Source organism: Streptomyces sp. Ag82_O1-12 (assembly GCF_900182715.1).
Taxonomy (GTDB): Bacteria; Actinomycetota; Actinomycetes; order Streptomycetales; family Streptomycetaceae; genus Streptomyces; species Streptomyces massasporeus.
In genome coordinates, this window is the sequence record NZ_FXUW01000001.1 from 5,135,105 (window position 1) to 5,156,961 (window position 21,857).

Genomic DNA, 21,857 nt, shown 5'->3' on the forward strand with positions numbered 1-21,857 from the left:
CTCGGTCGAGTGTTGATGCTGCGCGCCTCCCGCCGGGGGGACCGGAAGCGAGTCCCACAGTACTCGTCGCCCTAACTGCCTCTCGGCAGCGCTGGGGCGGACGTACGGGAATCTTCCGGGAAGTGTCAGCGCGGCACCGACCAGGCACCCGGTGGGCCTTCGCCCCCGGCCTGCGGTTCCGGAAGGGCCGTGCGCATTCCCAGCAGGGATGTTCGAACAAGGGACATCTGTGTCAGCGGGAGAGCGACACGCCCGACCGCGTGGGTCGGAGGAACGAAGGCAGCAGAAGGAATCCACCGGGTTCCAGAGCGTTAGAAGAGACAGGACTACTGAGTAGCCATGGCGGGACAGAAGATCCGCATCCGGCTCAAGGCCTACGACCACGAGGTCATCGACTCTTCGGCGAAGAAGATCGTCGAGACGGTGACGCGCACTGGTGCGTCGGTCGCGGGCCCGGTGCCGCTGCCCACTGAGAAGAACGTGTACTGCGTCATCAAGTCGCCGCACAAGTACAAGGACTCGCGCGAGCACTTCGAGATGCGCACGCACAAGCGCCTGATCGACATCCTCGACCCGACCCCCAAGACCGTTGACTCTCTGATGCGACTCGACCTCCCGGCCGGTGTCGACATCGAGATCAAGCTCTGAAGGCCGGTGATCTGAGAATGGCTAAGCAGATCAAGGGCATCCTGGGCGAGAAGCTCGGCATGACGCAGGTGTGGGACGCGAACAACCGTGTTGTTCCGGTCACCGTCGTCAAGGCCGGCCCCAATGTCGTCACCCAGGTCCGTACGAACGACGTCGACGGCTACGAGTCCGTCCAGATCGCGTTCGGCGAGATCGACCCGCGCAAGGTGAACAAGCCCCTCAAGGGCCACTTCGCCAAGGCCGACGTCACTCCCCGCCGCCACCTCGTCGAGATCCGTACCGCTGACGCCAGCGAGTACACCCTCGGCCAGGAGATCACCGCTGAGGTGTTCGAGGCCGGCCTCAAGGTCGACGTGACCGGCAAGAGCAAGGGCAAGGGCTTCGCCGGTGTCATGAAGCGTCACAACTTCAAGGGCCTCGGCGCCGGACACGGCACCCAGCGCAAGCACCGCTCGCCCGGTTCCATCGGTGGCTGCGCCACCCCGGGCCGCGTGTTCAAGGGCCTCCGCATGGCGGGTCGCATGGGCAACGAGCGTGTCACCACCCAGAACCTGACCGTCCACGCCGTTGACGCGGAGAAGGGTCTGCTGCTCATCAAGGGCGCGGTTCCCGGTCCGAACGGCGGCCTCGTCCTGGTCCGCACCGCGGCCAAGGGGGCCTGAGGTACCGATGAGCACTGTTGACATCCTTTCGCCTGCCGGCGAGAAGACCGGTAGCGTCGAGCTCCCCGCGGAGATCTTCGGCGTGGAGAAGATCAGCATTCCGCTGATCCACCAGGTCGTCGTCGCGCAGAACGCCGCTGCCCGTCAGGGCACGCACAAGACCAAGCGTCGCGGTGAAGTCCGTGGTGGCGGCAAGAAGCCGTACCGCCAGAAGGGCACCGGCCGCGCCCGCCAGGGTTCGACCCGTGCGCCGCAGTTCGCCGGCGGTGGCGTCGTCCACGGCCCGCAGCCGCGTGACTACTCGCAGCGGACCCCGAAGAAGATGAAGGCCGCGGCCCTGCGCCACGCCCTCACCGACCGGGCCCGCCACAACCGCATCCACGTCGTCTCCGGCGTGGTCGAGGGCGAGACCCCCTCCACGAAGGCCGCCAAGACGCTGTTCGGCAAGATCTCGGAGCGCAAGAACCTGCTCCTGGTCATCGACCGCGCCGACGAGGCCGCGTGGCTGTCCGCCCGCAACCTGCCCCAGATCCACATCCTGGAGCCGGGCCAGCTGAACACGTACGACGTTCTCGTCTCGGACGACGTGGTCTTCACCAAGGCCGCCTTCGAGTCCTTCGTGTCCGGCCCGAAGGCCAATGACACCGAAGGGAGCGAGGTCTGATGGCTATCCGTCACCCCGCTATCGCCTCCAAGGCGGCGAAGAAGGCCAAGGCCGCGCGCGTCGCCAAGGCGCGCCGCCACGCCGCCGAGGGCAAGAACACCGTCGAGACCCCGCTGAGCAAGTCCTTCACGGACCCCCGTGACGTGCTGCTCAAGCCGGTCGTCTCCGAGAAGAGCTACGCGCTTCTCGACGAGGGCAAGTACACGTTCGTCGTGGACCCGAGCGCCAACAAGACCCAGATCAAGCAGGCCGTCCAGGCGGTCTTCTCGGTCAAGGTCACCGGGGTCAACACGATCAACCGCCAGGGCAAGCGCAAGCGGACCCGCACCGGCTTCGGCCAGCGCGCGTCCACCAAGCGCGCGATCGTGACCCTCGCTGAGGGCGACCGTATCGACATCTTCGGCGGTCCGACCGCCTAAGGGCGGTCCGGATCGTCCGATATCGGACGAGGACTGAGAAATGGGAATCCGCAAGTACAAGCCGACTACGCCGGGCCGTCGCGGCTCCAGCGTCGCCGACTTCGTCGAGGTCACGCGGTCCACGCCGGAGAAGTCGTTGGTCCGCCCCCTGCACAGCAAGGGTGGCCGTAACAACTCCGGTCGTGTGACCGTCCGCCACCAGGGCGGTGGCCACAAGCGCGCCTACCGCGTGATCGACTTCCGTCGTCACGACAAGGACGGCGTGCCGGCGAAGGTCGCGCACATCGAGTACGACCCCAACCGCACCGCGCGCATCGCGCTGCTGCACTACGCCGACGGCGAGAAGCGCTACATCCTCGCCCCGCGCAACCTGCAGCAGGGTGACCGCGTCGAGAACGGTCCCGGGGCCGACATCAAGCCGGGCAACAACCTTGCCCTGCGCAACATCCCGGTCGGTACCACGCTGCACGCCATCGAGCTGCGTCCGGGCGGCGGCGCGAAGTTCGCCCGCTCCGCCGGCGCCTCGGTGCAGCTGCTCGCGAAGGAGGGCTCGATGGCCCACCTCCGCATGCCGTCCGGTGAGATCCGCCTGGTCGACCAGCGCTGCCGCGCCACGGTCGGCGAGGTGGGCAACGCCGAGCAGAGCAACATCAACTGGGGTAAGGCGGGCCGTAAGCGCTGGCTGGGCGTTCGCCCGACCGTGCGTGGTGTGGTCATGAACCCGGTGGACCACCCGCACGGTGGTGGCGAAGGCCGTACCTCGGGTGGTCGTCACCCGGTGTCCCCCTGGGGCAAGAAGGAAGGCCGTACTCGTTCGCCCAAGAAGGCGTCGAACAAGTACATCGTCCGCCGCCGCAAGACGAACAAGAAGCGCTAAGGACGGGTTGAGATGCCTCGTAGCTTGAAGAAGGGGCCCTTCGTCGACGACCACCTGATCAAGAAGGTGGACGCCCAGAACGAAGCCGGCACCAAGAACGTCATCAAGACCTGGTCCCGTCGCTCCATGATCGTGCCGGCCATGCTCGGCCACACGCTCGCGGTGCACAACGGCAAGACCCACATTCCGGTGTTCGTCACCGAGTCGATGGTCGGCCACAAGCTCGGCGAGTTCTCGCCGACGCGCACCTTCCGGGGTCACGTCAAGGACGACCGGAAGTCGAAGCGCCGCTAAGCGCGGGGTGGAATGACCATGACAGACACTGGAAGGACAACCATGGAAGCCAGGGCCCAGGCGCGGTACATCCGCGTCACGCCCATGAAGGCCCGCCGCGTGGTGGACCTCATCCGTGGCATGAACGCCACGGAGGCTCAGGCGGTCCTGCGTTTCGCCCCGCAGGCCGCGAGCCAGCCGGTCGGCAAGGTGCTTGACAGCGCCATCGCCAACGCCGCGCACAACTACGACCACACCGATGTCGACAGCCTCTTCGTCTCCGAGGCCTACGTCGACGAGGGCCCGACCCTGAAGCGGTTCCGGCCGCGCGCCCAGGGCCGTGCCTACCGGATCCGCAAGCGGACCAGCCACATCACCGTGGTCGTCAGCAGCAAGGAAGGAACCCGGTAATGGGCCAGAAGGTAAACCCGCACGGGTTCCGGCTCGGTGTCACGACCGACTTCAAGTCGCGTTGGTACGCCGACAAGCTGTACAAGGACTACGTCAAGGAAGACGTCGCCATCCGTCGGATGATGACGTCCGGCATGGAGCGCGCCGGCATCTCCAAGGTCGAGATCGAGCGCACCCGTGACCGCGTGCGTGTGGACATCCACACCGCTCGTCCGGGCATCGTCATCGGCCGCCGCGGCGCCGAGGCCGACCGCATCCGCGGTGACCTCGAGAAGCTCACGGGCAAGCAGGTCCAGCTGAACATCCTCGAGGTCAAGAGCCCCGAGACCGACGCTCAGCTGGTTGCCCAGGCCGTCGCCGAGCAGCTCTCCTCCCGCGTCTCCTTCCGTCGCGCCATGCGTAAGAGCATGCAGGGCACGATGAAGGCCGGCGCCAAGGGCATCAAGATCCAGTGCGGTGGCCGCCTCGGTGGCGCCGAGATGTCCCGCTCGGAGTTCTACCGCGAGGGCCGCGTGCCCCTGCACACGCTCCGCGCGAACGTGGACTACGGCTTCTTCGAGGCCAAGACGACCTTCGGCCGCATCGGCGTGAAGGTCTGGATCTACAAGGGCGACGTCAAGAACATCGCCGAGGTCCGCGCCGAGAACGCTGCGGCCCGTGCGGGTAACCGCCCGGCCCGTGGTGGCGCCGACCGCCCGGCCCGTGGTGGCCGCGGTGGCGAGCGTGGCGGGCGCGGTCGTAAGCCGCAGCAGGCTGCCGGCGCCGAGGCCCCCAAGGCTGAGGCTCCCGCCGCCGCTCCGGCTGAGAGCACCGGAACGGAGGCCTGACCGTCATGCTGATCCCCCGTAGGGTCAAGCACCGCAAGCAGCACCACCCCAAGCGCAACGGCATGTCCAAGGGTGGCACGCAGGTTGCGTTCGGCGAGTACGGCATCCAGGCGCTGACCCCGGCCTACGTGACGAACCGCCAGATCGAGGCGGCTCGTATCGCAATGACCCGCCACATCAAGCGTGGCGGCAAGGTCTGGATCAACATCTACCCGGACCGCCCCCTCACCAAGAAGCCCGCCGAGACCCGCATGGGTTCCGGTAAGGGTTCTCCTGAGTGGTGGATCGCCAACGTCAAGCCCGGACGTGTGATGTTCGAGCTGTCGTACCCCAACGAGAAGATCGCGCGCGAGGCCCTGACCCGTGCGGCTCACAAGCTGCCGATGAAGTGCAAGATCGTCAAGCGCGAGGCAGGTGAAGCGTGATGTCGGCCGGTACCAAGGCGTCTGAGCTGCGCGAGCTGGGCAACGAGGAGCTTCTCGCGAAGCTTCGCGAGGCCAAGGAAGAGCTGTTCAACCTCCGCTTCCAGGCGGCGACGGGTCAGCTCGAGAACCACGGTCGGCTCAAGGCCGTCCGCAAGGACATCGCGCGGATCTACACCCTGATGCGTGAGCGCGAGCTGGGCATCGAGACGGTGGAGAGCGCCTGATGAGCGAGAGCAACGTGACTGAAGAGACCAAGACGGGCCGCGGTTTCCGCAAGACCCGCGAGGGCCTGGTCGTCAGCGACAAGATGGACAAGACCGTCGTCGTCGCCGTCGAGGACCGCGTCAAGCACGCGCTGTACGGCAAGGTCATCCGTCGTACGAGCAAGCTCAAGGCCCACGACGAGCAGAACGCCGCGGGTGTCGGCGACCGTGTCCTCCTCATGGAGACCCGGCCGCTGTCCGCGACCAAGCGCTGGCGCGTCGTCGAGATCCTCGAGAAGGCCAAGTAATCCCGCCTAGGGGGACCCCCTAGGCATCGTTCCGCCAGGCTCGGGGCGGGTGCGCAGCTGCGCAGCCGCCCCGGGAACCGGCAGACAATCAGGAGATAGACGTGATCCAGCAGGAGTCGCGACTGCGTGTCGCCGACAACACTGGTGCGAAGGAGATCCTTTGCATCCGTGTGCTCGGCGGCTCCGGTCGCCGCTACGCGGGTATCGGTGACGTCATCGTCGCCACCGTCAAGGACGCGATCCCCGGCGGCAACGTGAAGAAGGGTGACGTCATCAAGGCGGTCATCGTTCGCACCGTCAAGGAGCGCCGCCGTCCGGACGGCTCGTACATCCGCTTCGACGAGAACGCCGCCGTCATTCTCAAGAACGACGGCGACCCTCGTGGCACCCGTATCTTCGGCCCGGTCGGCCGGGAGCTGCGCGAGAAGAAGTTCATGAAGATCATCTCCCTCGCGCCGGAGGTGCTGTGAGCATGAAGATCAAGAAGGGCGACCTGGTTCAGGTCATCACCGGTAAGGACAAGGGCAAGCAGGGCAAGGTCATCGCGGCCTTCCCCCGCGAGGACCGCGTCCTGGTCGAGGGTGTCAACCGGGTCAAGAAGCACACCAAGGCCGGTCCGACGGCTCGCGGTTCGCAGGCCGGCGGCATCGTCACCACCGAGGCGCCGATCCACGTCTCCAACGTCCAGCTGGTCGTGGAGAAGGACGGCAACAAGGTCGTGACCCGCGTCGGTTACCGCTTCGACGACGAAGGCAACAAGATCCGCGTTGCCAAGCGGACGGGTGAGGACATCTGATGACGACCACCACCAGCCCGCGTCTGAAGCAGAAGTACCGTGAGGAGATCACGGGCAAGCTGCGTGACGAGTTCAAGTACGAGAACGTCATGCAGATCCCCGGTCTCGTCAAGATCGTGGTCAACATGGGTGTGGGCGACGCCGCCCGCGACTCCAAGCTGATCGAGGGCGCCATCCGCGACCTCACCACGATCACCGGTCAGAAGCCGGCCGTCACCAAGGCCCGCAAGTCCATCGCGCAGTTCAAGCTGCGTGAGGGCCAGCCGATCGGTGCCCACGTCACGCTCCGTGGCGACCGCATGTGGGAGTTCCTGGACCGCACCCTGTCGCTCGCGCTGCCGCGCATCCGCGACTTCCGCGGCCTGTCCCCCAAGCAGTTCGACGGCCGTGGCAACTACACCTTCGGTCTCACGGAGCAGGTCATGTTCCACGAGATCGACCAGGACAAGATCGACCGCACCCGGGGTATGGACATCACCGTGGTGACCACGGCGACCAACGACGCTGAGGGCCGCGCGCTCCTTCGTCACCTCGGCTTCCCCTTCAAGGAGGCGTGAGCGAGATGGCGAAGAAGGCTCTGATCGCTAAGGCTGCTCGCAAGCCCAAGTTCGGTGTGCGTGGCTACACCCGCTGCCAGCGCTGCGGCCGCCCGCACTCCGTGTACCGCAAGTTCGGCCTCTGCCGCGTGTGCCTTCGTGAGATGGCTCACCGTGGCGAGCTGCCGGGCGTGACCAAGAGCTCCTGGTAATCCCCCAAATAGGGGATTCGCAGGGCTCTCGGTAAGCATCTGGGGCGGCAGGACGCCCAGCCCACATGCCTTAGGCTTGTGGGGTTGGGCGTCTGCCGCCGCCCTTACGACTTACTACGCCGTAGGTCCACCGCGCCGCACCCGTCCCGTCTCGGATCGGGGAGAGGGATGGCGCACCAGGAAACCCCGGCGAGAGAGGCCACAGGCCAATTCATGACCATGACTGATCCGATCGCAGACATGCTGACGCGTCTGCGGAACGCGAACTCGGCGTACCACGACTCCGTGACGATGCCGGCGTCCAAGATCAAGTCGCACATCGCGGAGATCCTCCAGCAGGAGGGCTTCATCACGGGCTGGAAGGTCGAGGACGCCGAGGTCGGCAAGAACCTCGTCCTGGAGCTGAAGTTCGGCCCCAACCGTGAGCGCTCCATCGCGGGCATCAAGCGGATCTCCAAGCCCGGTCTCCGGGTGTACGCGAAGTCCACCAACCTGCCGAAGGTTCTGGGCGGCCTGGGCGTGGCCATCATCTCCACGTCGCACGGGCTCCTGACCGACAAGCAGGCGCAGAAGAAGGGCGTGGGTGGGGAAGTCCTCGCCTACGTCTGGTAATTCGGGAACGGAGGAGAGACAGCAATGTCGCGTATCGGCAAGCTCCCCATCCCGGTTCCCGCCGGCGTGGACGTCACCATCGACGGCCGTACGGTCGCGGTCAAGGGCCCCAAGGGCGAACTGACCCACACCGTCATCGCGCCGATCGACATCGCTAAGGCCGAGGACGGCACCCTTCAGGTGCTGCGGCCCAACGACGAGCGGCAGAGCAAGGCCCTGCACGGCCTGTCCCGCACGCTGGTGGCGAACATGATCACCGGTGTGACCACGGGATACGTCAAGAAGCTCGAAATCAGCGGTGTCGGTTACCGTGTCGTGGCCAAGGGCTCCAACCTGGAGTTCTCCCTGGGCTACAGCCACCCGATCCTGGTCGAGGCCCCCGAGGGCATCACCTTCAAGGTGGAGTCCCCGACCCGTTTCTCGGTCGAGGGCATCGACAAGCAGAAGGTCGGCGAGGTTGCGGCCAACATCCGCAAGCTGCGCAAGCCCGACCCGTACAAGGCCAAGGGTGTCAAGTACGAGGGCGAAGTCATCCGCCGCAAGGTCGGAAAGGCGGGTAAGTAAGCCATGGCATACGGACAGAAGATCCTTAAGGGCGACGCCTACAAGCGCGCCGCGATCAAGCGCCGCCACATCCGGATCCGTAAGCACATCAACGGTACGGCGGAGCGTCCGCGTCTGGTCGTTACCCGCTCGAACCGCCACATCGTGGCCCAGGTGATCGACGACATCAAGGGTCACACCCTGGCGTCGGCGTCCACCCTGGACACCTCGATCCGCGGTGGCGAGGGCGACAAGTCCGCGCAGGCCAAGCAGGTCGGCGCCCTGGTCGCCGAGCGCGCCAAGGCCGCCGGTGTCGAGGCCGTCGTGTTCGACCGTGGTGGTAACCAGTACGCGGGGCGCATCGCCGCCCTGGCGGACGCCGCCCGCGAGGCCGGACTCAAGTTCTGAGTCGGTTCCGTAGCTAGCGGAAACAGAGAGAGGTAATTCCAATGGCTGGACCCCAGCGCCGCGGTGGCGGTGCCGGTGGCGGCGAGCGGCGGGACCGGAAGGGCCGTGACGGCGGCGCCAATGCCGCCGAGAAGACCGCGTACGTTGAGCGCGTTGTCGCGATCAACCGCGTCGCCAAGGTTGTGAAGGGTGGTCGTCGCTTCAGCTTCACCGCGCTGGTCGTGGTGGGCGACGGTGACGGCACCGTGGGTGTCGGATACGGCAAGGCCAAGGAGGTGCCGGCCGCCATCGCCAAGGGCGTTGAGGAGGCCAAGAAGCACTTCTTCAAGGTCCCCCGCATCCAGGGCACCATCCCGCACCCGATCACGGGTGAGAAGGCTGCCGGCGTCGTTCTCCTCAAGCCGGCTTCGCCGGGTACCGGTGTTATCGCCGGTGGTCCCGTGCGTGCCGTCCTGGAGTGCGCCGGTATCCACGACGTGCTGTCGAAGTCGCTCGGCTCGTCGAACGCGATCAACATCGTGCACGCGACCGTGGAGGCCCTGAAGGGCCTGCAGCGTCCCGAGGAGATCGCGGCCCGCCGTGGTCTGCCGCTCGAGGACGTCGCTCCCGCGGCTCTGCTGCGTGCGCGTGCCGGGGCTGGTGCTGCGTAATGGCTCAGCTCAAGATCACGCAGACGAAGTCGTACATCGGCAGCAAGCAGAACCACCGTGACACCCTGCGTTCCCTTGGTCTCAAGGGGATCAACACGCAGGTCGTCAAGGAGGATCGTCCCGAGTTCCGCGGCATGGTGCACACCGTCCGCCACCTCGTGACGGTCGAGGAGGTCGACTGATCATGGCGGAGCAGAACCCGCTCAAGATCCACAACCTCCGTCCCGCCCCGGGCGCCAAGACCGCCAAGACCCGTGTCGGTCGTGGTGAGGCGTCGAAGGGTAAGACGGCCGGTCGTGGTACCAAGGGCACGAAGGCCCGTTACCAGGTTCCGGAGCGCTTCGAGGGTGGCCAGATGCCCCTCCACATGCGTCTCCCGAAGCTGAAGGGCTTCAAGAACCCGTTCAAGACCGAGTTCCAGGTCGTGAACCTCGACAAGCTGGCCGCGCTCTACCCCGAGGGTGGCGAGGTCACCGTCGAGGGTCTGGTGGCCAAGGGGGCCGTTCGCAAGAACAGCCTCGTCAAGGTCCTCGGCCAGGGCGAGATCTCCGTGGCGCTGCAGGTGACGGTCGACGCCGTCTCCGGCTCCGCCAAGGAGAAGATCACCGCCGCCGGCGGTTCCGTCACCGAGCTCGTCTGAACACCGCAGGCGTCTCGATGACCTGAGCGATCCCGACCGGGGATACTCCACATATGGGGTATCCCCGGTTGGTCGTTCCTAGGGCGGCAGTCTCGCCGGTAAGGTGGCTTGCACTGCCCTCTTTTCACAGGGTGCTTCACTTCGGGCACTCTGAGCGGCAGTTGACCGTTACCTATTCGTCGAACCTCAAGACCGTCACCCTTGACGCAGTTGCGCGGGGGTCGCAGGAGGCACCGTGCTCACCGCGTTCGCCCGGGCGTTCAAGACGCCCGACCTGCGCAAGAAGCTGCTCTTCACGCTCGGCATCATCGTGGTCTACCGGGTCGGTACACATATCCCGATCCCAGGCGTCGACTACCGGAACGTCCAGACCTGTATCGACAACGCCCAGGCCAACCAGGGCATCTTCGGCCTGGTCAACATGTTCAGCGGCGGCGCGCTGCTGCAGATCACGATCTTCGCTCTGGGCATCATGCCGTACATCACGGCGAGCATCATTCTGCAGCTGCTGACTGTGGTGATCCCGCGCCTGGAAGCCCTGAAGAAGGAGGGCCAGGCCGGTACGGCGAAGATCACGCAGTACACCCGTTACCTGACGATCGCCCTCGCGATTCTCCAGGGCACCGGCCTCGTCGCCACCGCCCGCAGCGGCGCTCTGTTCACCGGCTGCCCGGTGGCCAACCAGATCGTCCCCGACCAGTCGATCTTCGTCACCATCACCATGGTCATCACCATGACCGCCGGCACGGCGGCCGTGATGTGGCTCGGTGAGCTCATCACCGACCGCGGCATCGGCAACGGCATGTCGATCCTGATGTTCATCTCGATCGCCGCCACCTTCCCGTCCGCGCTGTGGGCCATCAAGACGCAGGGCTCCCTGGCCGGCGGCTGGATCGAGTTCGGCACGGTCATCCTGGTCGGCTTCGCCATGGTCGGCCTGGTGGTCTTCGTCGAGCAGGCCCAGCGCCGCATCCCGGTCCAGTACGCCAAGCGCATGATCGGCCGTCGTTCCTACGGCGGTACGTCCACCTACATCCCGCTCAAGGTGAACCAGGCGGGCGTGATCCCCGTCATCTTCGCCTCGTCGCTGCTCTACATCCCGGCGCTGATCGCTCAGTTCGCGGGAGGCACGTCGGGCTGGAAGACCTGGATCGAGCAGCACTTCGTGAAGGGAACCCACCCGTACTACATCATTTCGTACTTCCTGCTGATCGTGTTCTTCGCGTTCTTCTACGTGGCGATCTCCTTCAACCCCGAAGAAGTCGCCGACAACATGAAGAAGTATGGTGGCTTCATCCCGGGCATCCGGGCTGGCCGACCGACCGCTGAGTACCTGAGCTACGTACTCAACCGGATCACCTGGCCGGGTTCGCTGTACTTGGGACTGATCGCTCTCGTGCCGACGATGGCGTTGGCAGGTTTCGGGGCAAACCAGAACTTCCCGTTCGGCGGGACCAGCATCCTGATCATCGTGGGTGTCGGTCTCGAGACCGTGAAGCAGATCGAGAGCCAGCTCCAGCAGCGCAATTACGAAGGGTTCCTCCGCTGATGCGTATCGTCCTCGTCGGGCCGCCGGGCGCCGGTAAGGGAACGCAGGCCGCGTTCCTGGCCAGAAACCTGTCGATCCCGCACATCTCCACGGGCGACCTGTTCCGGGCCAACATCAGCCGGCAGACGGAACTCGGCAAACTGGCGAAGTCCTACATGGACGCGGGCAACCTCGTGCCCGACGAGGTCACCATCGCGATGGCGAAGGACCGCATGGAGCAGCCGGACGCCGAGAACGGTTTCCTGCTGGACGGCTTCCCCCGCAACGTCTCCCAGGCCGAGGCACTCGACGAGCTGCTCGAGGCCGAGACCATGCAGCTCGACGCGGTGCTGGACCTGGAGGTCCCCGAGGACGAGGTGGTCAAGCGCATCGCCGGCCGCCGCATCTGCCGCAACGACTCCTCGCACGTCTTCCACGTGACGTACAAGCAGCCGGCCAAGGACGGCGTCTGTGACGTCTGCGGCGGCGAGCTGTACCAGCGGGACGACGACTCCGAGGAGACGGTCCGTACGCGGCTGGAGGTCTACCACACCCAGACCGAGCCGATCATCGACTACTACAAGGCCCAGGGCCTGGTGGTCACGATCTCCGCGCTCGGCAAGGTGGAGGACGTCACGACGCGCGCCATGGAGGCGCTGAAGCGTGGCGGGGACGGCAAGTAGTCGTCCGTGCACAGCTACGGCCGCGGTTCCCCTCGGGGGACCGCGGCTGCTGTGTGGGCGGGGTCCGGCGCGCGGCCCCGTATCGTTGAAGGCGTTCGCCGTCCCCGAAGATCCAGAAAGGCCGTAGCTCCCATGGTGCAGATCAAGAGCCCCGAGCAGATCGCCAAGATGCGTGAGGCGGGGCTGGTCGTCGCGGCCATTCACGCGGCGACCGGTGAGGCCGCGGTGCCCGGGGCGACGACGAGGGATCTGGACCAGGTCGCCCGCAAGGTCCTCGCCGAGCACAACGCCAAGCCGAACTTCCTCGGCTACGGCGGCTTCCCGGCGACGATCTGCACGTCCGTGAACGAGGTCGTCGTCCACGGCATCCCGTCCGACGACGTCGTCCTCAAGGACGGGGACGTCATCTCCATCGACTGCGGCGCGATCATCGACGGCTGGCACGGCGACGCCGCGTTCACGGCCTTCGTGGGCTCCGGTCATTCCCCGGAGCTGATCGAGCTCTCCCGGGTGACCGAGGAGTCGATGTGGGCCGGCATCGCGGCCATGAAGCAGGGCAACCGCCTGGTCGACGTCTCCCGGGCCATCGAGACGTACATCCGCCGCCAGCCCAAGCCCGGCGGCGGCAAGTACGGGATCATCGAGGACTACGGCGGCCACGGCATCGGCACCGAGATGCACATGGACCCGCACCTGCTGAACTACGTCGACCGGCGGCGCGGCAAGGGCCCGAAGCTGGTGCCCGGCTTCTGCCTCGCCATCGAGCCGATGGTGTCCCTGGGGACGCCGAAGACGGAGGTCCTGCCGGACGACTGGACCGTTATCACGACCGACGGCACCTGGTCGTCCCACTGGGAGCACTCCGTCGCTCTGACGGAGGAGGGGCCGTTGGTGCTGACGGCTCCCGACGGGGGCAAGGCGAAGCTCGCCGAGCTGGGGATCGTTGCCGCGCCGGATCCGCTGGGCTGAGAGCCTTCCCGGGGCGGTGGTCCTGCCGGGCGGCGGCTGCGGGTGCATGAGGGCTTGTCGCGCAGTTCCCCGCGCCCCTTTCGGGGCGCTTAAAGCCGTCTCCGGCGGGGCAGACTTCCCCGATTCGTGTTTCCGAGGGCCCTGTCGTAGACTGACTCGTCGGCTCTTGTGTACCCGCATGCCTGCATGCGCCCCGCACAGAGTCGATCAAGGTAGTCGATTCGAAGGGCGAAGCGTGGCCAAGAAGCAAGGTGCCATCGAGATCGAGGGCACTGTCGTCGAGTCTCTTCCGAACGCCATGTTCAAGGTCGAGCTCCAGAACGGCCACCAGGTCCTGGCACACATCAGCGGCAAGATGCGCATGCACTACATCCGCATCCTCCCTGACGACCGGGTCGTGGTGGAGCTGTCTCCGTACGACCTGACGCGTGGCCGGATCGTCTACCGCTACAAGTAGATCTTGCCTGCGCCCCGGCTTCCGGGGTGGTGGCACTGACCCGGAGAACCTCACCCATGAAGGTCAAGCCGAGCGTCAAGAAGATCTGCGACAAGTGCAGGGTGATCCGCCGTCACGGCCGGGTCATGGTCATCTGCGACAACCCGCGCCACAAGCAGCGCCAGGGCTGACGCACGACCGATCCCTCTGCACTCCTCGCAGGGATTCGCGCGACGCAAGCTGAATATGTTCATACGCAGGACCCAGACCCCCGGGTCTGACACCCCCGGTCGGAGGCCGGGGACCCAGTTCGTACCTGGTACGGCGACTGGGAGTCGGTTCTGTGGAAGACCTCCGTCAAGTAACTGGAGCCATTGAATGGCACGCGTTTCCGGTGTTGACATCCCGCGCGAAAAGCGCGTGGAGATCGCCCTCACCTACGTGTTCGGCATCGGCCGGACCCTCTCGCAGCAGACGCTGGCCGCCACCGGCGTCGACCCGAACACCCGCGTTCGCGACCTCTCCGAGGAGCAGCTCGTCGCGATCCGCGAGTACGTCGACAACAACATCAAGACCGAGGGTGACCTCCGTCGCGAGGTTCAGGCCGACATCCGCCGCAAGGTCGAGATCGGTACCTACCAGGGTCTGCGTCACCGTCGCGGCCTGCCCGTCCGCGGTCAGCGCACCAGCACGAACGCTCGTACCCGCAAGGGCCCGCGTCGCGCCATCGCCGGTAAGAAGAAGCCGGGCAAGAAGTAGTCCTCAGCGGACGCTTATCAGCGGTCTTCGCTGTAGGACCGACCACCTCCCGTAGGAGTTATAGATGCCCCCCAAGGGTCGTCAGGGCGCTGCCAAGAAGGTGCGCCGCAAGGAAAAGAAGAACGTCGCTCACGGCCACGCGCACATCAAGAGCACGTTCAACAACACGATCGTCTCGATCACGGACCCCTCGGGCAACGTGATCTCCTGGGCCTCCGCCGGCCACGTCGGCTTCAAGGGCTCGCGCAAGTCGACCCCCTTCGCCGCGCAGATGGCCGCCGAGTCGGCCGCCCGCCGCGCGCAGGAGCACGGCATGCGCAAGGTGGACGTGTTCGTCAAGGGTCCCGGCTCCGGCCGTGAGACCGCGATCCGCTCCCTCCAGGCCACCGGCCTCGAGGTCGGTTCGATCCAGGACGTCACGCCGACCCCGCACAACGGCTGCCGTCCGCCGAAGCGCCGCCGCGTCTGACCCCTCGGGTCAGGTGCACGGCCGCTTGTCGGTCTGAGGGTTTTCGGGCGGTATGGCTCTTCGGGGCCATATCGCCCGTACCCTTGTAACTGCAACACAGATCGGGCTGCCGCCCGGTGGCAAGGGCATCAAATAGTGGGTGCCCCTGACTGAAGGACTCACCACATGCTGATCGCTCAGCGTCCCTCGTTGACCGAAGAGGTCGTCGACGAATTCCGCTCCCGGTTCGTGATCGAGCCGCTGGAGCCGGGCTTCGGTTACACCCTCGGCAACTCCCTGCGCCGGACCCTCCTGTCCTCGATCCCGGGTGCGGCGGTCACGTCCATCCGCATCGACGGCGTGCTGCACGAGTTCACCACCGTGCCGGGCGTCAAGGAGGACGTCACCGACCTGATCCTCAACATCAAGCAGCTGGTCGTCTCCTCGGAGCACGACGAGCCGGTCGTGATGTACCTGCGCAAGCAGGGCCCGGGTCTGGTCACCGCCGCCGACATCGCGCCCCCGGCCGGTGTCGAGGTGCACAACCCCGACCTCGTCCTCGCCACGCTCAACGGCAAGGGCAAGCTGGAGATGGAGCTGACGGTCGAGCGTGGCCGCGGTTACGTCTCCGCCGTGCAGAACAAGCAGGTCGGTCAGGAGATCGGGCGCATCCCGGTCGACTCGATCTACTCGCCGGTTCTCAAGGTCACCTACAAGGTCGAGGCCACGCGTGTCGAGCAGCGGACCGACTTCGACAAGCTGATCGTCGACGTCGAGACCAAGCAGGCCATGCGCCCGCGTGACGCCATGGCGTCCGCCGGTAAGACCCTGGTCGAGCTGTTCGGTCTCGCCCGCGAGCTGAACATCGACGCCGAGGGCATCGACATGGGCCCGTCCCCCACGGACGCCGCCCTGGCCGCCGATCTGGCGCTGCCGATCGAGGAGCTGGAGCTCACCGTTCGGTCGTACAACTGCCTCAAGCGTGAGGGCATCCACTCCGTGGGTGAGCTCGTGGCGCGTTCCGAGGCCGACCTGCTCGACATCCGCAACTTCGGTGCGAAGTCGATCGACGAGGTCAAGGCGAAGCTGGCGGGTATGGGCCTCGCGCTCAAGGACTCGCCTCCCGGGTTCGACCCGACCGCTGCCGCCGACGCCTTCGGTGCGGACGACGACGCGGACGCCGGTTTCGTGGAGACCGAGCAGTACTGATGCGGCCGCCGGCCCGTTGTGGCTGGTCGCGCAGTTCCCCGCGCCCCTGACGGGGCGCGAACCCTCCGGGCGCCAGAAATGGCGCCCGGATCTCCGACGGGCAACCGCCCGCTCGGATACTGACCCCGGTACCTGATACGGCCGGGGCAGACACCTAGGAGAAACACCATGCCGAAGCCCACCAAGGGTGCCCGTATGGGCGGCAGCGCCGCGCACGAGAAGCTGCTCCTCGCGAACCTCGCGAAGGCGCTCTTCGAGCACGGCCGCATCACCACCACCGAGGCGAAGGCGCGCAAGCTGCGTCCGTACGCCGAGCGTCTGGTCACCAAGGCGAAGAAGGGCGACCTTCACAACCGCCGTCAGGTGCTGACGGTCATCACGGACAAGAGCATCGTGCACACGCTCTTCACCGAGATCGGCCCGCGCTACGAGAACCGTCCGGGTGGCTACACCCGCATCACCAAGATCGGTAACCGCCGTGGCGACAACGCGCCCATGGCTGTCATCGAGCTGGTCGAGGCTCTGACGGTGGCGCAGGAGGCCACGGGCGAGGCCGAGGCCGCGACCAAGCGCGCCGCGAAGGACAACGAGGCTGCCGAGGCTCAGGTCGACACGACCAAGGCCGAGGACGCCGAGGAGTCCAAGGACGCGTAAGCGTCTGCCGGGTGCTGTGTGCCGGCGGCTTGCGGTTCGTCGTGGCTGTTCGCGCAGTTCCCCGCGCCCCTGAAGGGCGTTTGTCGGCGGGTCCGTTCCCTCTTTGGAGGGGGCGGGCCCGCCTTCGTGTCGGTGAGAGGATCCTGGGGTGAGTGACGAAGCAGAGGCCGGGCACGTCCGGGTCCGGCTCGATCTGTCGTACGACGGGAGCGAGTTCTCCGGGTGGGCCAAGCAGGCCGGGGGGCGACGGACCGTGCAGGGGGAGATCGAGGACGCCCTGCGGACCGTGACGCGGTCGCGGGAGACGTACGAGCTGACCGTCGCGGGGCGTACCGACGCCGGCGTGCACGCGCGGGGGCAGGTCGCGCACGTCGATCTGCCGCGTGAGGTGTGGGCCGAGCACCACCAGAAGCTGCTCAAGCGGCTCGCCGGCCGACTGCCCCGGGACGTACGGGTCTGGGCCCTCAGGGAGGCTCCCAGCGGCTTCAACGCCCGCTTCTCGGCGGTCTGGAGGCGCTACGCGTACCGGGTGACCGACAACCCCGGGGGCGTGGACCCACTGCTGCGCAGTCATGTGCTGTGGCACGACTGGCCCCTGGACGTGGCGGCCATGAACGAGGCCGCCCGGGGGCTGCTGGGCGAGCACGACTTCGCCGCCTACTGCAAGAAGCGGGAGGGGGCGACCACCATCCGCACGCTCCAGGAGCTCAGCCTGGTGCGGGGCGACGACGGGACCATCACCGCCACCGTGCGGGCCGACGCCTTCTGCCACAACATGGTGCGCTCGCTCATCGGGGCGCTGCTGTTCGTCGGGGACGGGCACCGGCCCGCCGACTGGCCGGGGAAGGTGCTGGCGGCCGGCGTGCGGGACTCGGCCGTGCACGTCGTACGGCCGCACGGGCTGACGCTGGAGGAGGTCGGCTACCCGGCCGACGAACTGCTCGCCGCGCGCAGCAAGGAGGCGCGGAACAAGCGGTCGCTGCCGTCGGCCGGCTGCTGCTGACGTCCGGTCACTCGTCGGCCGCGGCCGAGGCCTGGGCTTCGCCGCGGCGGCGGATCTGGTTGAACGTGAACTGGGCCAGGTCGTCCCCGGTCTTGTAGACCGCGGTGTCCTTGGGCGTCACGTCCTTGCCGTTGGTGAAGCCGGCGTTGGTGAAGTAGGCGTAGCGGCCGTAGGAGTTGCTGGTCGTGCGGCAGAAGCCGGACTCGCAGAACGGCTTCACGCCGCCGCCGGAGAGCGACTTGATGAAACTCTTCTTGGTGCTCTGCCCCTTGGCCTTGGCGGCCTGGGCCTCGGTGTCGAAGACGGCCACGCCGACCGTCACCGCCATCTGGTCCTTGACGTAGGTCACGCGTATCAGGCGGGTGCAGTCGTTCCCGGTGAGGATCTTGGGGAGGGTGCCGCCGGCCGCCGAGGCGCAGTTCCTCGTGTCCGCCGTGGGGCCCTTCTTGTAGACCGTCTCGCCCATGGTGAGCTGGGTGCCCGGGAAGAGGATGGCCGGGCTGAGCGGGGCCTTGTCCTTCTTCGCGCTGGCGATGAAGTCCTTCGGGTCCAGCGGGGGAGGGGCGCTGGTCGGGGCGAACGACGGGGCCGTGGCGGTCTGGCTCGGGATGTCGGCCGACGGCAGGGAGGTCGGGTTCCCCTTGTTGTCGCCGCCCGCCGAGACGACGGCCACGGCGACGGCGGTGCCGATCGCGACCGTGGCGAGCGCGCCACCGCCGATCAGCAGCACCCGGCGTCGCTTGTTGCGGGCCTCGGAGGCTTCAGCGAGCGCCGCCCAGTCCGGCGACTGGCCGCCCCCGCTGTTCCAGGGCTGCTGCGACTGCGGTTTCCAGGGATCCCACTGGGACTGAGGTCCCCCCTGCTGCCCATAGCTCATGGGCCGCATCTTAGACGGGACAAGGGGTGTGCTGGTCCGCCCGGATCGGCCCTGAAGCCCCTAGCGTTCCTCCCATGCGCACGGGCAAAGGCGACATCTTGGGGTGGTTGGGGCGACTGCTGCCGACCGTGCTGTTGCTGGGGTGCCTGCTGTCGTGGCCGGTCCTCACGGCCGGAGTGTGGCCGTCCGTCGTGGTGGGGGCGCTGGGGGCGTGGCGCCGTCCGCGCGGGAGTGGATCCGTGCTGCGCTGGTGCGCGGCGGTCGCCGTCGATGTGGCACTCTCGTCGGTGTTTCCGTTCGCGCGGCCGGTGCGACGCCGGACGCTGCGCAGGGTCGTCACGCTCTGTGCGGTCCTGTACGCCTCGGTGACCGAGCGGCTGCGGTGATACCGCGTTTTGACCCTTGTGGTGTACCCCGGTATTCTGCTTGTTCGTTGTGTATTGGCTTGCTCATTCTCACGGGACGGGCCCTTACACCGGTCCACCGGGCCGATGACCAGCGACCCCACGTACGCGGTATGCGTCGCCGCAGTGCGGTCCAGGCTGTCGTGATCGTTTCGGTGACCAGTTATGGACCATTCACTCGAAGCGAAGGCTACGAACCGTGCGTACGTACAGCCCCAAGCCCGGCGATGTGACGCGCCAGTGGCACGTCATCGACGCCCAGGACGTTGTCCTGGGTCGTCTCGCCACCACTGCCGCGACGCTCCTCCGGGGCAAGCACAAGCCGATCTACGCCCCCCACGTCGACGCTGGTGACTTCGTCATCATCATCAACGCGGACAAGGTGCACCTGTCCGGCAACAAGCGGACCCAGAAGATGGCGTACCGCCACTCCGGCTACCCGGGTGGTCTGCGCTCCGTCCGTTACGACGAGCTCCTCGACAAGAACCCCGAGAAGGCCATCGAGAAGGCCGTCAAGGGCATGCTCCCCAAGAACACGCTGGGCCGTCAGATGCTCTCGAAGCTGAAGGTCTACAAGGGTGACCAGCACCCGCACGGCGCGCAGCAGCCGCAGCCGTACGAGATCACCCAGGTCGCGCAGTAAGTCCGGCCACCCCCAAGACTGAACAGAATTCTGAGGAGAATCGTGGCCGAGACCACTGCCGAGCAGCCGCTCGAAGAGCTTGACATCGACAGCTACACCACCGAGTCCGAGGTCCCCGTCGAGGGTGAGTACACCTCGGAGTCCATGGCCTCCCGCTTCGGCGAGCCCCAGCCGGCCGCCGGCCTGGGCCGTCGCAAGAACGCCATCGCCCGCGTCCGGATCGTCCCGGGCACCGGCAAGTGGAAGATCAACGGTCGCACCCTCGAGGACTACTTCCCGAACAAGGTGCACCAGCAGGAAGTCAACGAGCCCTTCAAGGTGCTCGAGCTCGACGACCGTTACGACGTCGTCGCCCGCATCTCCGGTGGCGGTGTCTCCGGTCAGGCCGGTGCGCTCCGTCTCGGTGTCGCCCGTGCGCTGAACGAGGCGGACGTCGACAACAACCGCGGCCCGCTGAAGAAGGCCGGCTTCCTCACGCGCGACGATCGTGCGGTCGAGCGCAAGAAGGCCGGTCTGAAGAAGGCCCGCAAGGCTCCGCAGTACAGCAAGCGCTAAACGCGACGCCCGTCCTCGCGACTGGCTTCGCCTCGATCGCCCCGGCGGCACGGTTGTGCTGCCGGGGCGGTTCGTTTACACAACCCCTACAGCCCTCGGACAGTCTCAGGGGGTGTACTCGGGGATGTGAGCCGCATTCTCTTCAGTAATTCGGAGGACACCACTGTGGGACGACTCTTCGGCACGGACGGCGTGCGCGGTGTCGCCAACGCGGATCTGACGGCGGAGATGGCCCTGGGCCTCTCCGTGGCCGCGGCACACGTACTGGCCGAGGCGGGCACGTTCGAGGGACACCGGCCGAAGGCCGTGGTCGGGCGTGACCCCCGTGCGTCCGGGGAGTTCCTGGAAGCCGCGGTGGTCGCGGGCCTCGCCAGCGCCGGAGTGGACGTCCTGAGGGTCGGCGTGCTGCCGACGCCCGCCGTCGCGTACCTGACCGCGGAGCTCGGCGCCGACCTCGGTGTGATGCTCTCCGCGAGCCACAACGCCATGCCGGACAACGGCATCAAGTTCTTCGCCCGCGGCGGGCACAAGCTCGCCGACGAGTTGGAGGACCGCATCGAGTCCGTCTACGCGGAGCACCGCACCGGTGCCCCGTGGGACCGGCCGACCGGGTCCGGCGTGGGCCGCGTACGGGCGTACGAAGAGGGTGCCGACCGGTACGTGGCGCATCTGCTGGGTGCCCTGCCGAACCGGCTCGACGGGCTGAAGGTCGTCCTGGACGAGGCGCACGGTGCCGCCGCCCGGGTCTCGCCGGAGGCGTTCCAGCAGGCCGGTGCCGAGGTCGTCACGATCGGGGCCGAGCCCGACGGGCTCAACATCAACGACGGGTGCGGGTCGACGCACCTGGACAAGATCAAGGCCGCCGTCGTCGAGCACGGGGCCGATTTCGGCATCGCGCACGACGGTGACGCCGACCGGTGTCTCGCCGTCGACCACACCGGCGCGGAGGTGGACGGGGACCAGATCCTCGCCGTGCTCGCGCTGGCGATGCGGGAGCGCTCCGCGCTGCGGTCCGACACGGTCGTCGCCACGGTGATGTCGAACCTCGGGTTCAAGCTCGCCATGGAGCGCGAGGGCATCCGGCTGGTGCAGACCGCCGTCGGTGACCGGTACGTGCTGGAGGAGATGAAGGAGCACGGGTTCGCCCTCGGTGGCGAGCAGTCCGGGCACGTGATCATCCTCGACCACGCGACGACCGGGGACGGGACGCTGACCGGGCTGCTGCTGGCGGCGCGGGTGGCGCAGAGCGGGCGTACGCTCGCGGATCTCGCCGGGGTCATGAAGCGGCTGCCGCAGGTGCTGATCAACGTGCCGGATGTCGACAGGTCCCGCGTGGGGACGTCCTCGGAGCTGGCGTCGGCGGTTGCTGACGCGGAGCGGGAGCTCGGGGAGACCGGGCGGGTGCTGCTGCGGCCCTCCGGGACCGAGCCGTTGGTTCGGGTGATGGTCGAGGCGGCCGACATCGAGCAGGCTCGGTCTGTCGCGGGGCGGCTGGCTGATGCGGTGAAGTCTGCGCTCGGTTAGGAACGGGGGAGGCGGGGTGGGCGCTGCGGTCGTCGGCGGGCCGCGGGCTGT

Annotated in this window: 36 protein-coding genes; 35 read left to right on the plus strand and 1 reads right to left on the minus strand. The window is 67.1% G+C overall.

Translation table 11 applies throughout. The annotated features are described in order from the left end of the window. Nucleotides 1-339 precede the first annotated feature (339 nt). The 31 genes from rpsJ (at nucleotide 340) to truA (ending at nucleotide 17,803) form a co-directional block, all read left to right on the plus strand. Nucleotides 340-648 (plus strand): 30S ribosomal protein S10, encoded by a 309-nt coding sequence (rpsJ, locus tag QOL88_RS23665; RefSeq protein WP_003948644.1) that lies wholly within the window; start codon nucleotides 340-342, stop codon nucleotides 646-648. A gap of 17 nt (nucleotides 649-665) precedes the next feature. Next, nucleotides 666-1,310 (plus strand): 50S ribosomal protein L3, encoded by a 645-nt coding sequence (gene rplC / locus QOL88_RS23670; RefSeq protein WP_030839681.1) that lies wholly within the window; start codon nucleotides 666-668, stop codon nucleotides 1,308-1,310. 7 nt (nucleotides 1,311-1,317) lie between these two features. Further along, nucleotides 1,318-1,974 (plus strand): 50S ribosomal protein L4, encoded by a 657-nt coding sequence (gene rplD, locus QOL88_RS23675; RefSeq protein ID WP_097219261.1) that lies wholly within the window; start codon nucleotides 1,318-1,320, stop codon nucleotides 1,972-1,974. Then, nucleotides 1,974-2,393 (plus strand): 50S ribosomal protein L23, encoded by a 420-nt coding sequence (rplW, locus tag QOL88_RS23680; protein WP_031105224.1) that lies wholly within the window; start codon nucleotides 1,974-1,976, stop codon nucleotides 2,391-2,393. Before rplD ends, rplW begins: the two co-directional genes overlap by 1 nt. Before the next feature lie 40 nt (nucleotides 2,394-2,433). Further along, entirely contained in the window at nucleotides 2,434-3,270 is an 837-nt protein-coding gene (gene rplB / locus QOL88_RS23685; protein ID WP_030839671.1) for a 50S ribosomal protein L2, read from the plus strand. A 12-nt stretch (nucleotides 3,271-3,282) separates the two neighbouring features. Further along, on the plus strand, nucleotides 3,283-3,564 hold the full coding sequence (rpsS, locus tag QOL88_RS23690) for a 30S ribosomal protein S19 (RefSeq protein ID WP_003992359.1): 282 nt from the start codon (nucleotides 3,283-3,285) through the stop codon (nucleotides 3,562-3,564). 42 nt (nucleotides 3,565-3,606) lie between these two features. Beyond that, a complete protein-coding gene (gene rplV, locus QOL88_RS23695) occupies nucleotides 3,607-3,954 on the plus strand; it encodes a 50S ribosomal protein L22 (RefSeq protein ID WP_031141295.1) in 348 nt (115 codons plus the stop codon). Further along, nucleotides 3,954-4,781, plus strand: coding sequence for a 30S ribosomal protein S3 (gene rpsC / locus QOL88_RS23700; protein WP_097219264.1), 828 nt, complete (start codon nucleotides 3,954-3,956; stop codon nucleotides 4,779-4,781). The genes rplV and rpsC overlap by 1 nt, the downstream gene beginning before the upstream one ends. Nucleotides 4,782-4,786: 5 nt before the next feature. Beyond that, nucleotides 4,787-5,206: a 50S ribosomal protein L16 gene (gene rplP, locus QOL88_RS23705; protein WP_003992362.1), complete on the plus strand. Its 420-nt coding sequence runs from the start codon at nucleotides 4,787-4,789 to the stop codon at nucleotides 5,204-5,206. Next, nucleotides 5,206-5,430 carry a 50S ribosomal protein L29 gene (gene rpmC, locus QOL88_RS23710; protein WP_003974259.1) on the plus strand — a complete coding sequence of 75 codons (225 nt, stop codon included), beginning with the start codon at nucleotides 5,206-5,208 and terminating at the stop codon, nucleotides 5,428-5,430. Before rplP ends, rpmC begins: the two co-directional genes overlap by 1 nt. Then, nucleotides 5,430-5,717 carry a 30S ribosomal protein S17 gene (rpsQ, locus tag QOL88_RS23715; RefSeq protein WP_097219266.1) on the plus strand — a complete coding sequence of 96 codons (288 nt, stop codon included), beginning with the start codon at nucleotides 5,430-5,432 and terminating at the stop codon, nucleotides 5,715-5,717. The genes rpmC and rpsQ overlap by 1 nt, the downstream gene beginning before the upstream one ends. Before the next feature lie 101 nt (nucleotides 5,718-5,818). Beyond that, complete coding sequence (gene rplN / locus QOL88_RS23720) at nucleotides 5,819-6,187, plus strand: 50S ribosomal protein L14 (RefSeq protein ID WP_003992364.1); 369 nt, start codon at nucleotides 5,819-5,821, stop codon at nucleotides 6,185-6,187. Between the two features lie 2 nt (nucleotides 6,188-6,189). Next, nucleotides 6,190-6,513: a 50S ribosomal protein L24 gene (gene rplX, locus QOL88_RS23725; RefSeq protein WP_003992365.1), complete on the plus strand. Its 324-nt coding sequence runs from the start codon at nucleotides 6,190-6,192 to the stop codon at nucleotides 6,511-6,513. After that, nucleotides 6,513-7,070: a 50S ribosomal protein L5 gene (gene rplE, locus QOL88_RS23730; protein ID WP_030839657.1), complete on the plus strand. Its 558-nt coding sequence runs from the start codon at nucleotides 6,513-6,515 to the stop codon at nucleotides 7,068-7,070. The genes rplX and rplE overlap by 1 nt, the downstream gene beginning before the upstream one ends. A 5-nt stretch (nucleotides 7,071-7,075) precedes the next feature. Then, nucleotides 7,076-7,261: a type Z 30S ribosomal protein S14 gene (locus tag QOL88_RS23735; protein WP_003948630.1), complete on the plus strand. Its 186-nt coding sequence runs from the start codon at nucleotides 7,076-7,078 to the stop codon at nucleotides 7,259-7,261. Nucleotides 7,262-7,474: 213 nt separating this feature from the next. Continuing rightward, a complete protein-coding gene (gene rpsH, locus QOL88_RS23740; protein ID WP_030839654.1) occupies nucleotides 7,475-7,873 on the plus strand; it encodes a 30S ribosomal protein S8 in 399 nt (132 codons plus the stop codon). Between the two features lie 24 nt (nucleotides 7,874-7,897). Next, the gene (rplF, locus tag QOL88_RS23745) at nucleotides 7,898-8,437 is read left to right on the plus strand and encodes a 50S ribosomal protein L6 (protein WP_030839651.1); all 540 of its coding nucleotides are present in this window, start codon (nucleotides 7,898-7,900) and stop codon (nucleotides 8,435-8,437) included. A gap of 3 nt (nucleotides 8,438-8,440) precedes the next feature. Then, the gene (gene rplR, locus QOL88_RS23750) at nucleotides 8,441-8,824 is read left to right on the plus strand and encodes a 50S ribosomal protein L18 (RefSeq protein ID WP_007494754.1); all 384 of its coding nucleotides are present in this window, start codon (nucleotides 8,441-8,443) and stop codon (nucleotides 8,822-8,824) included. Between the two features lie 41 nt (nucleotides 8,825-8,865). Continuing rightward, entirely contained in the window at nucleotides 8,866-9,474 is a 609-nt protein-coding gene (rpsE, locus tag QOL88_RS23755) for a 30S ribosomal protein S5 (protein WP_097219269.1), read from the plus strand. Continuing rightward, nucleotides 9,474-9,656 (plus strand): 50S ribosomal protein L30, encoded by a 183-nt coding sequence (gene rpmD / locus QOL88_RS23760; RefSeq protein ID WP_005481207.1) that lies wholly within the window; start codon nucleotides 9,474-9,476, stop codon nucleotides 9,654-9,656. The genes rpsE and rpmD overlap by 1 nt, the downstream gene beginning before the upstream one ends. Nucleotides 9,657-9,658: 2 nt before the next feature. Beyond that, nucleotides 9,659-10,114 carry a 50S ribosomal protein L15 gene (rplO, locus tag QOL88_RS23765; RefSeq protein WP_030839644.1) on the plus strand — a complete coding sequence of 152 codons (456 nt, stop codon included), beginning with the start codon at nucleotides 9,659-9,661 and terminating at the stop codon, nucleotides 10,112-10,114. Nucleotides 10,115-10,349: 235 nt separating this feature from the next. After that, nucleotides 10,350-11,663, plus strand: a complete 1,314-nt coding sequence (gene secY, locus QOL88_RS23770; protein ID WP_097219271.1) for a preprotein translocase subunit SecY — start codon at nucleotides 10,350-10,352, stop codon at nucleotides 11,661-11,663. Next, nucleotides 11,663-12,325, plus strand: a complete 663-nt coding sequence (locus QOL88_RS23775; protein WP_097219274.1) for an adenylate kinase — start codon at nucleotides 11,663-11,665, stop codon at nucleotides 12,323-12,325. The genes secY and QOL88_RS23775 overlap by 1 nt, the downstream gene beginning before the upstream one ends. Before the next feature lie 132 nt (nucleotides 12,326-12,457). Next, nucleotides 12,458-13,294 (plus strand): type I methionyl aminopeptidase, encoded by an 837-nt coding sequence (map, locus tag QOL88_RS23780; RefSeq protein WP_097219276.1) that lies wholly within the window; start codon nucleotides 12,458-12,460, stop codon nucleotides 13,292-13,294. Between the two features lie 235 nt (nucleotides 13,295-13,529). Beyond that, nucleotides 13,530-13,751, plus strand: a complete 222-nt coding sequence (gene infA / locus QOL88_RS23785; RefSeq protein WP_003948620.1) for a translation initiation factor IF-1 — start codon at nucleotides 13,530-13,532, stop codon at nucleotides 13,749-13,751. Nucleotides 13,752-13,807: 56 nt separating this feature from the next. Then, the gene (rpmJ, locus tag QOL88_RS23790; protein ID WP_003974245.1) at nucleotides 13,808-13,921 is read left to right on the plus strand and encodes a 50S ribosomal protein L36; all 114 of its coding nucleotides are present in this window, start codon (nucleotides 13,808-13,810) and stop codon (nucleotides 13,919-13,921) included. A 187-nt stretch (nucleotides 13,922-14,108) separates the two neighbouring features. Next, on the plus strand, nucleotides 14,109-14,489 hold the full coding sequence (gene rpsM / locus QOL88_RS23795; protein ID WP_003974244.1) for a 30S ribosomal protein S13: 381 nt from the start codon (nucleotides 14,109-14,111) through the stop codon (nucleotides 14,487-14,489). 64 nt (nucleotides 14,490-14,553) lie between these two features. Further along, nucleotides 14,554-14,958 carry a 30S ribosomal protein S11 gene (gene rpsK / locus QOL88_RS23800; RefSeq protein WP_003956432.1) on the plus strand — a complete coding sequence of 135 codons (405 nt, stop codon included), beginning with the start codon at nucleotides 14,554-14,556 and terminating at the stop codon, nucleotides 14,956-14,958. 165 nt (nucleotides 14,959-15,123) lie between these two features. Then, on the plus strand, nucleotides 15,124-16,146 hold the full coding sequence (locus QOL88_RS23805) for a DNA-directed RNA polymerase subunit alpha (protein ID WP_003966937.1): 1,023 nt from the start codon (nucleotides 15,124-15,126) through the stop codon (nucleotides 16,144-16,146). Nucleotides 16,147-16,314: 168 nt separating this feature from the next. Further along, nucleotides 16,315-16,800 carry a 50S ribosomal protein L17 gene (gene rplQ / locus QOL88_RS23810; protein WP_097219278.1) on the plus strand — a complete coding sequence of 162 codons (486 nt, stop codon included), beginning with the start codon at nucleotides 16,315-16,317 and terminating at the stop codon, nucleotides 16,798-16,800. Nucleotides 16,801-16,948: 148 nt separating this feature from the next. After that, nucleotides 16,949-17,803: a tRNA pseudouridine(38-40) synthase TruA gene (gene truA, locus QOL88_RS23815; RefSeq protein WP_097219281.1), complete on the plus strand. Its 855-nt coding sequence runs from the start codon at nucleotides 16,949-16,951 to the stop codon at nucleotides 17,801-17,803. Nucleotides 17,804-17,810: 7 nt separating this feature from the next. On the opposite strand, the gene QOL88_RS23820 is transcribed toward truA, so the two are convergent. Next, complete coding sequence (locus tag QOL88_RS23820; RefSeq protein WP_097219283.1) at nucleotides 17,811-18,680, minus strand: hypothetical protein; 870 nt, start codon at nucleotides 18,678-18,680, stop codon at nucleotides 17,811-17,813. A 74-nt stretch (nucleotides 18,681-18,754) separates the two neighbouring features. Between QOL88_RS23820 and QOL88_RS23825 the strand changes: the two genes are divergently transcribed. The 4 genes from QOL88_RS23825 (at nucleotide 18,755) to glmM (ending at nucleotide 21,806) form a co-directional block, all read left to right on the plus strand. Beyond that, nucleotides 18,755-19,066 (plus strand): hypothetical protein, encoded by a 312-nt coding sequence (locus QOL88_RS23825; RefSeq protein ID WP_097219286.1) that lies wholly within the window; start codon nucleotides 18,755-18,757, stop codon nucleotides 19,064-19,066. A gap of 217 nt (nucleotides 19,067-19,283) precedes the next feature. After that, nucleotides 19,284-19,727, plus strand: a complete 444-nt coding sequence (gene rplM / locus QOL88_RS23830) for a 50S ribosomal protein L13 (protein ID WP_010036634.1) — start codon at nucleotides 19,284-19,286, stop codon at nucleotides 19,725-19,727. A 42-nt stretch (nucleotides 19,728-19,769) separates the two neighbouring features. Beyond that, entirely contained in the window at nucleotides 19,770-20,282 is a 513-nt protein-coding gene (gene rpsI, locus QOL88_RS23835; protein WP_097219289.1) for a 30S ribosomal protein S9, read from the plus strand. Nucleotides 20,283-20,447: 165 nt separating this feature from the next. Beyond that, nucleotides 20,448-21,806 carry a phosphoglucosamine mutase gene (glmM, locus tag QOL88_RS23840; protein WP_097219292.1) on the plus strand — a complete coding sequence of 453 codons (1,359 nt, stop codon included), beginning with the start codon at nucleotides 20,448-20,450 and terminating at the stop codon, nucleotides 21,804-21,806. The last annotated feature ends 51 nt before the right edge of the window (nucleotides 21,807-21,857 follow it).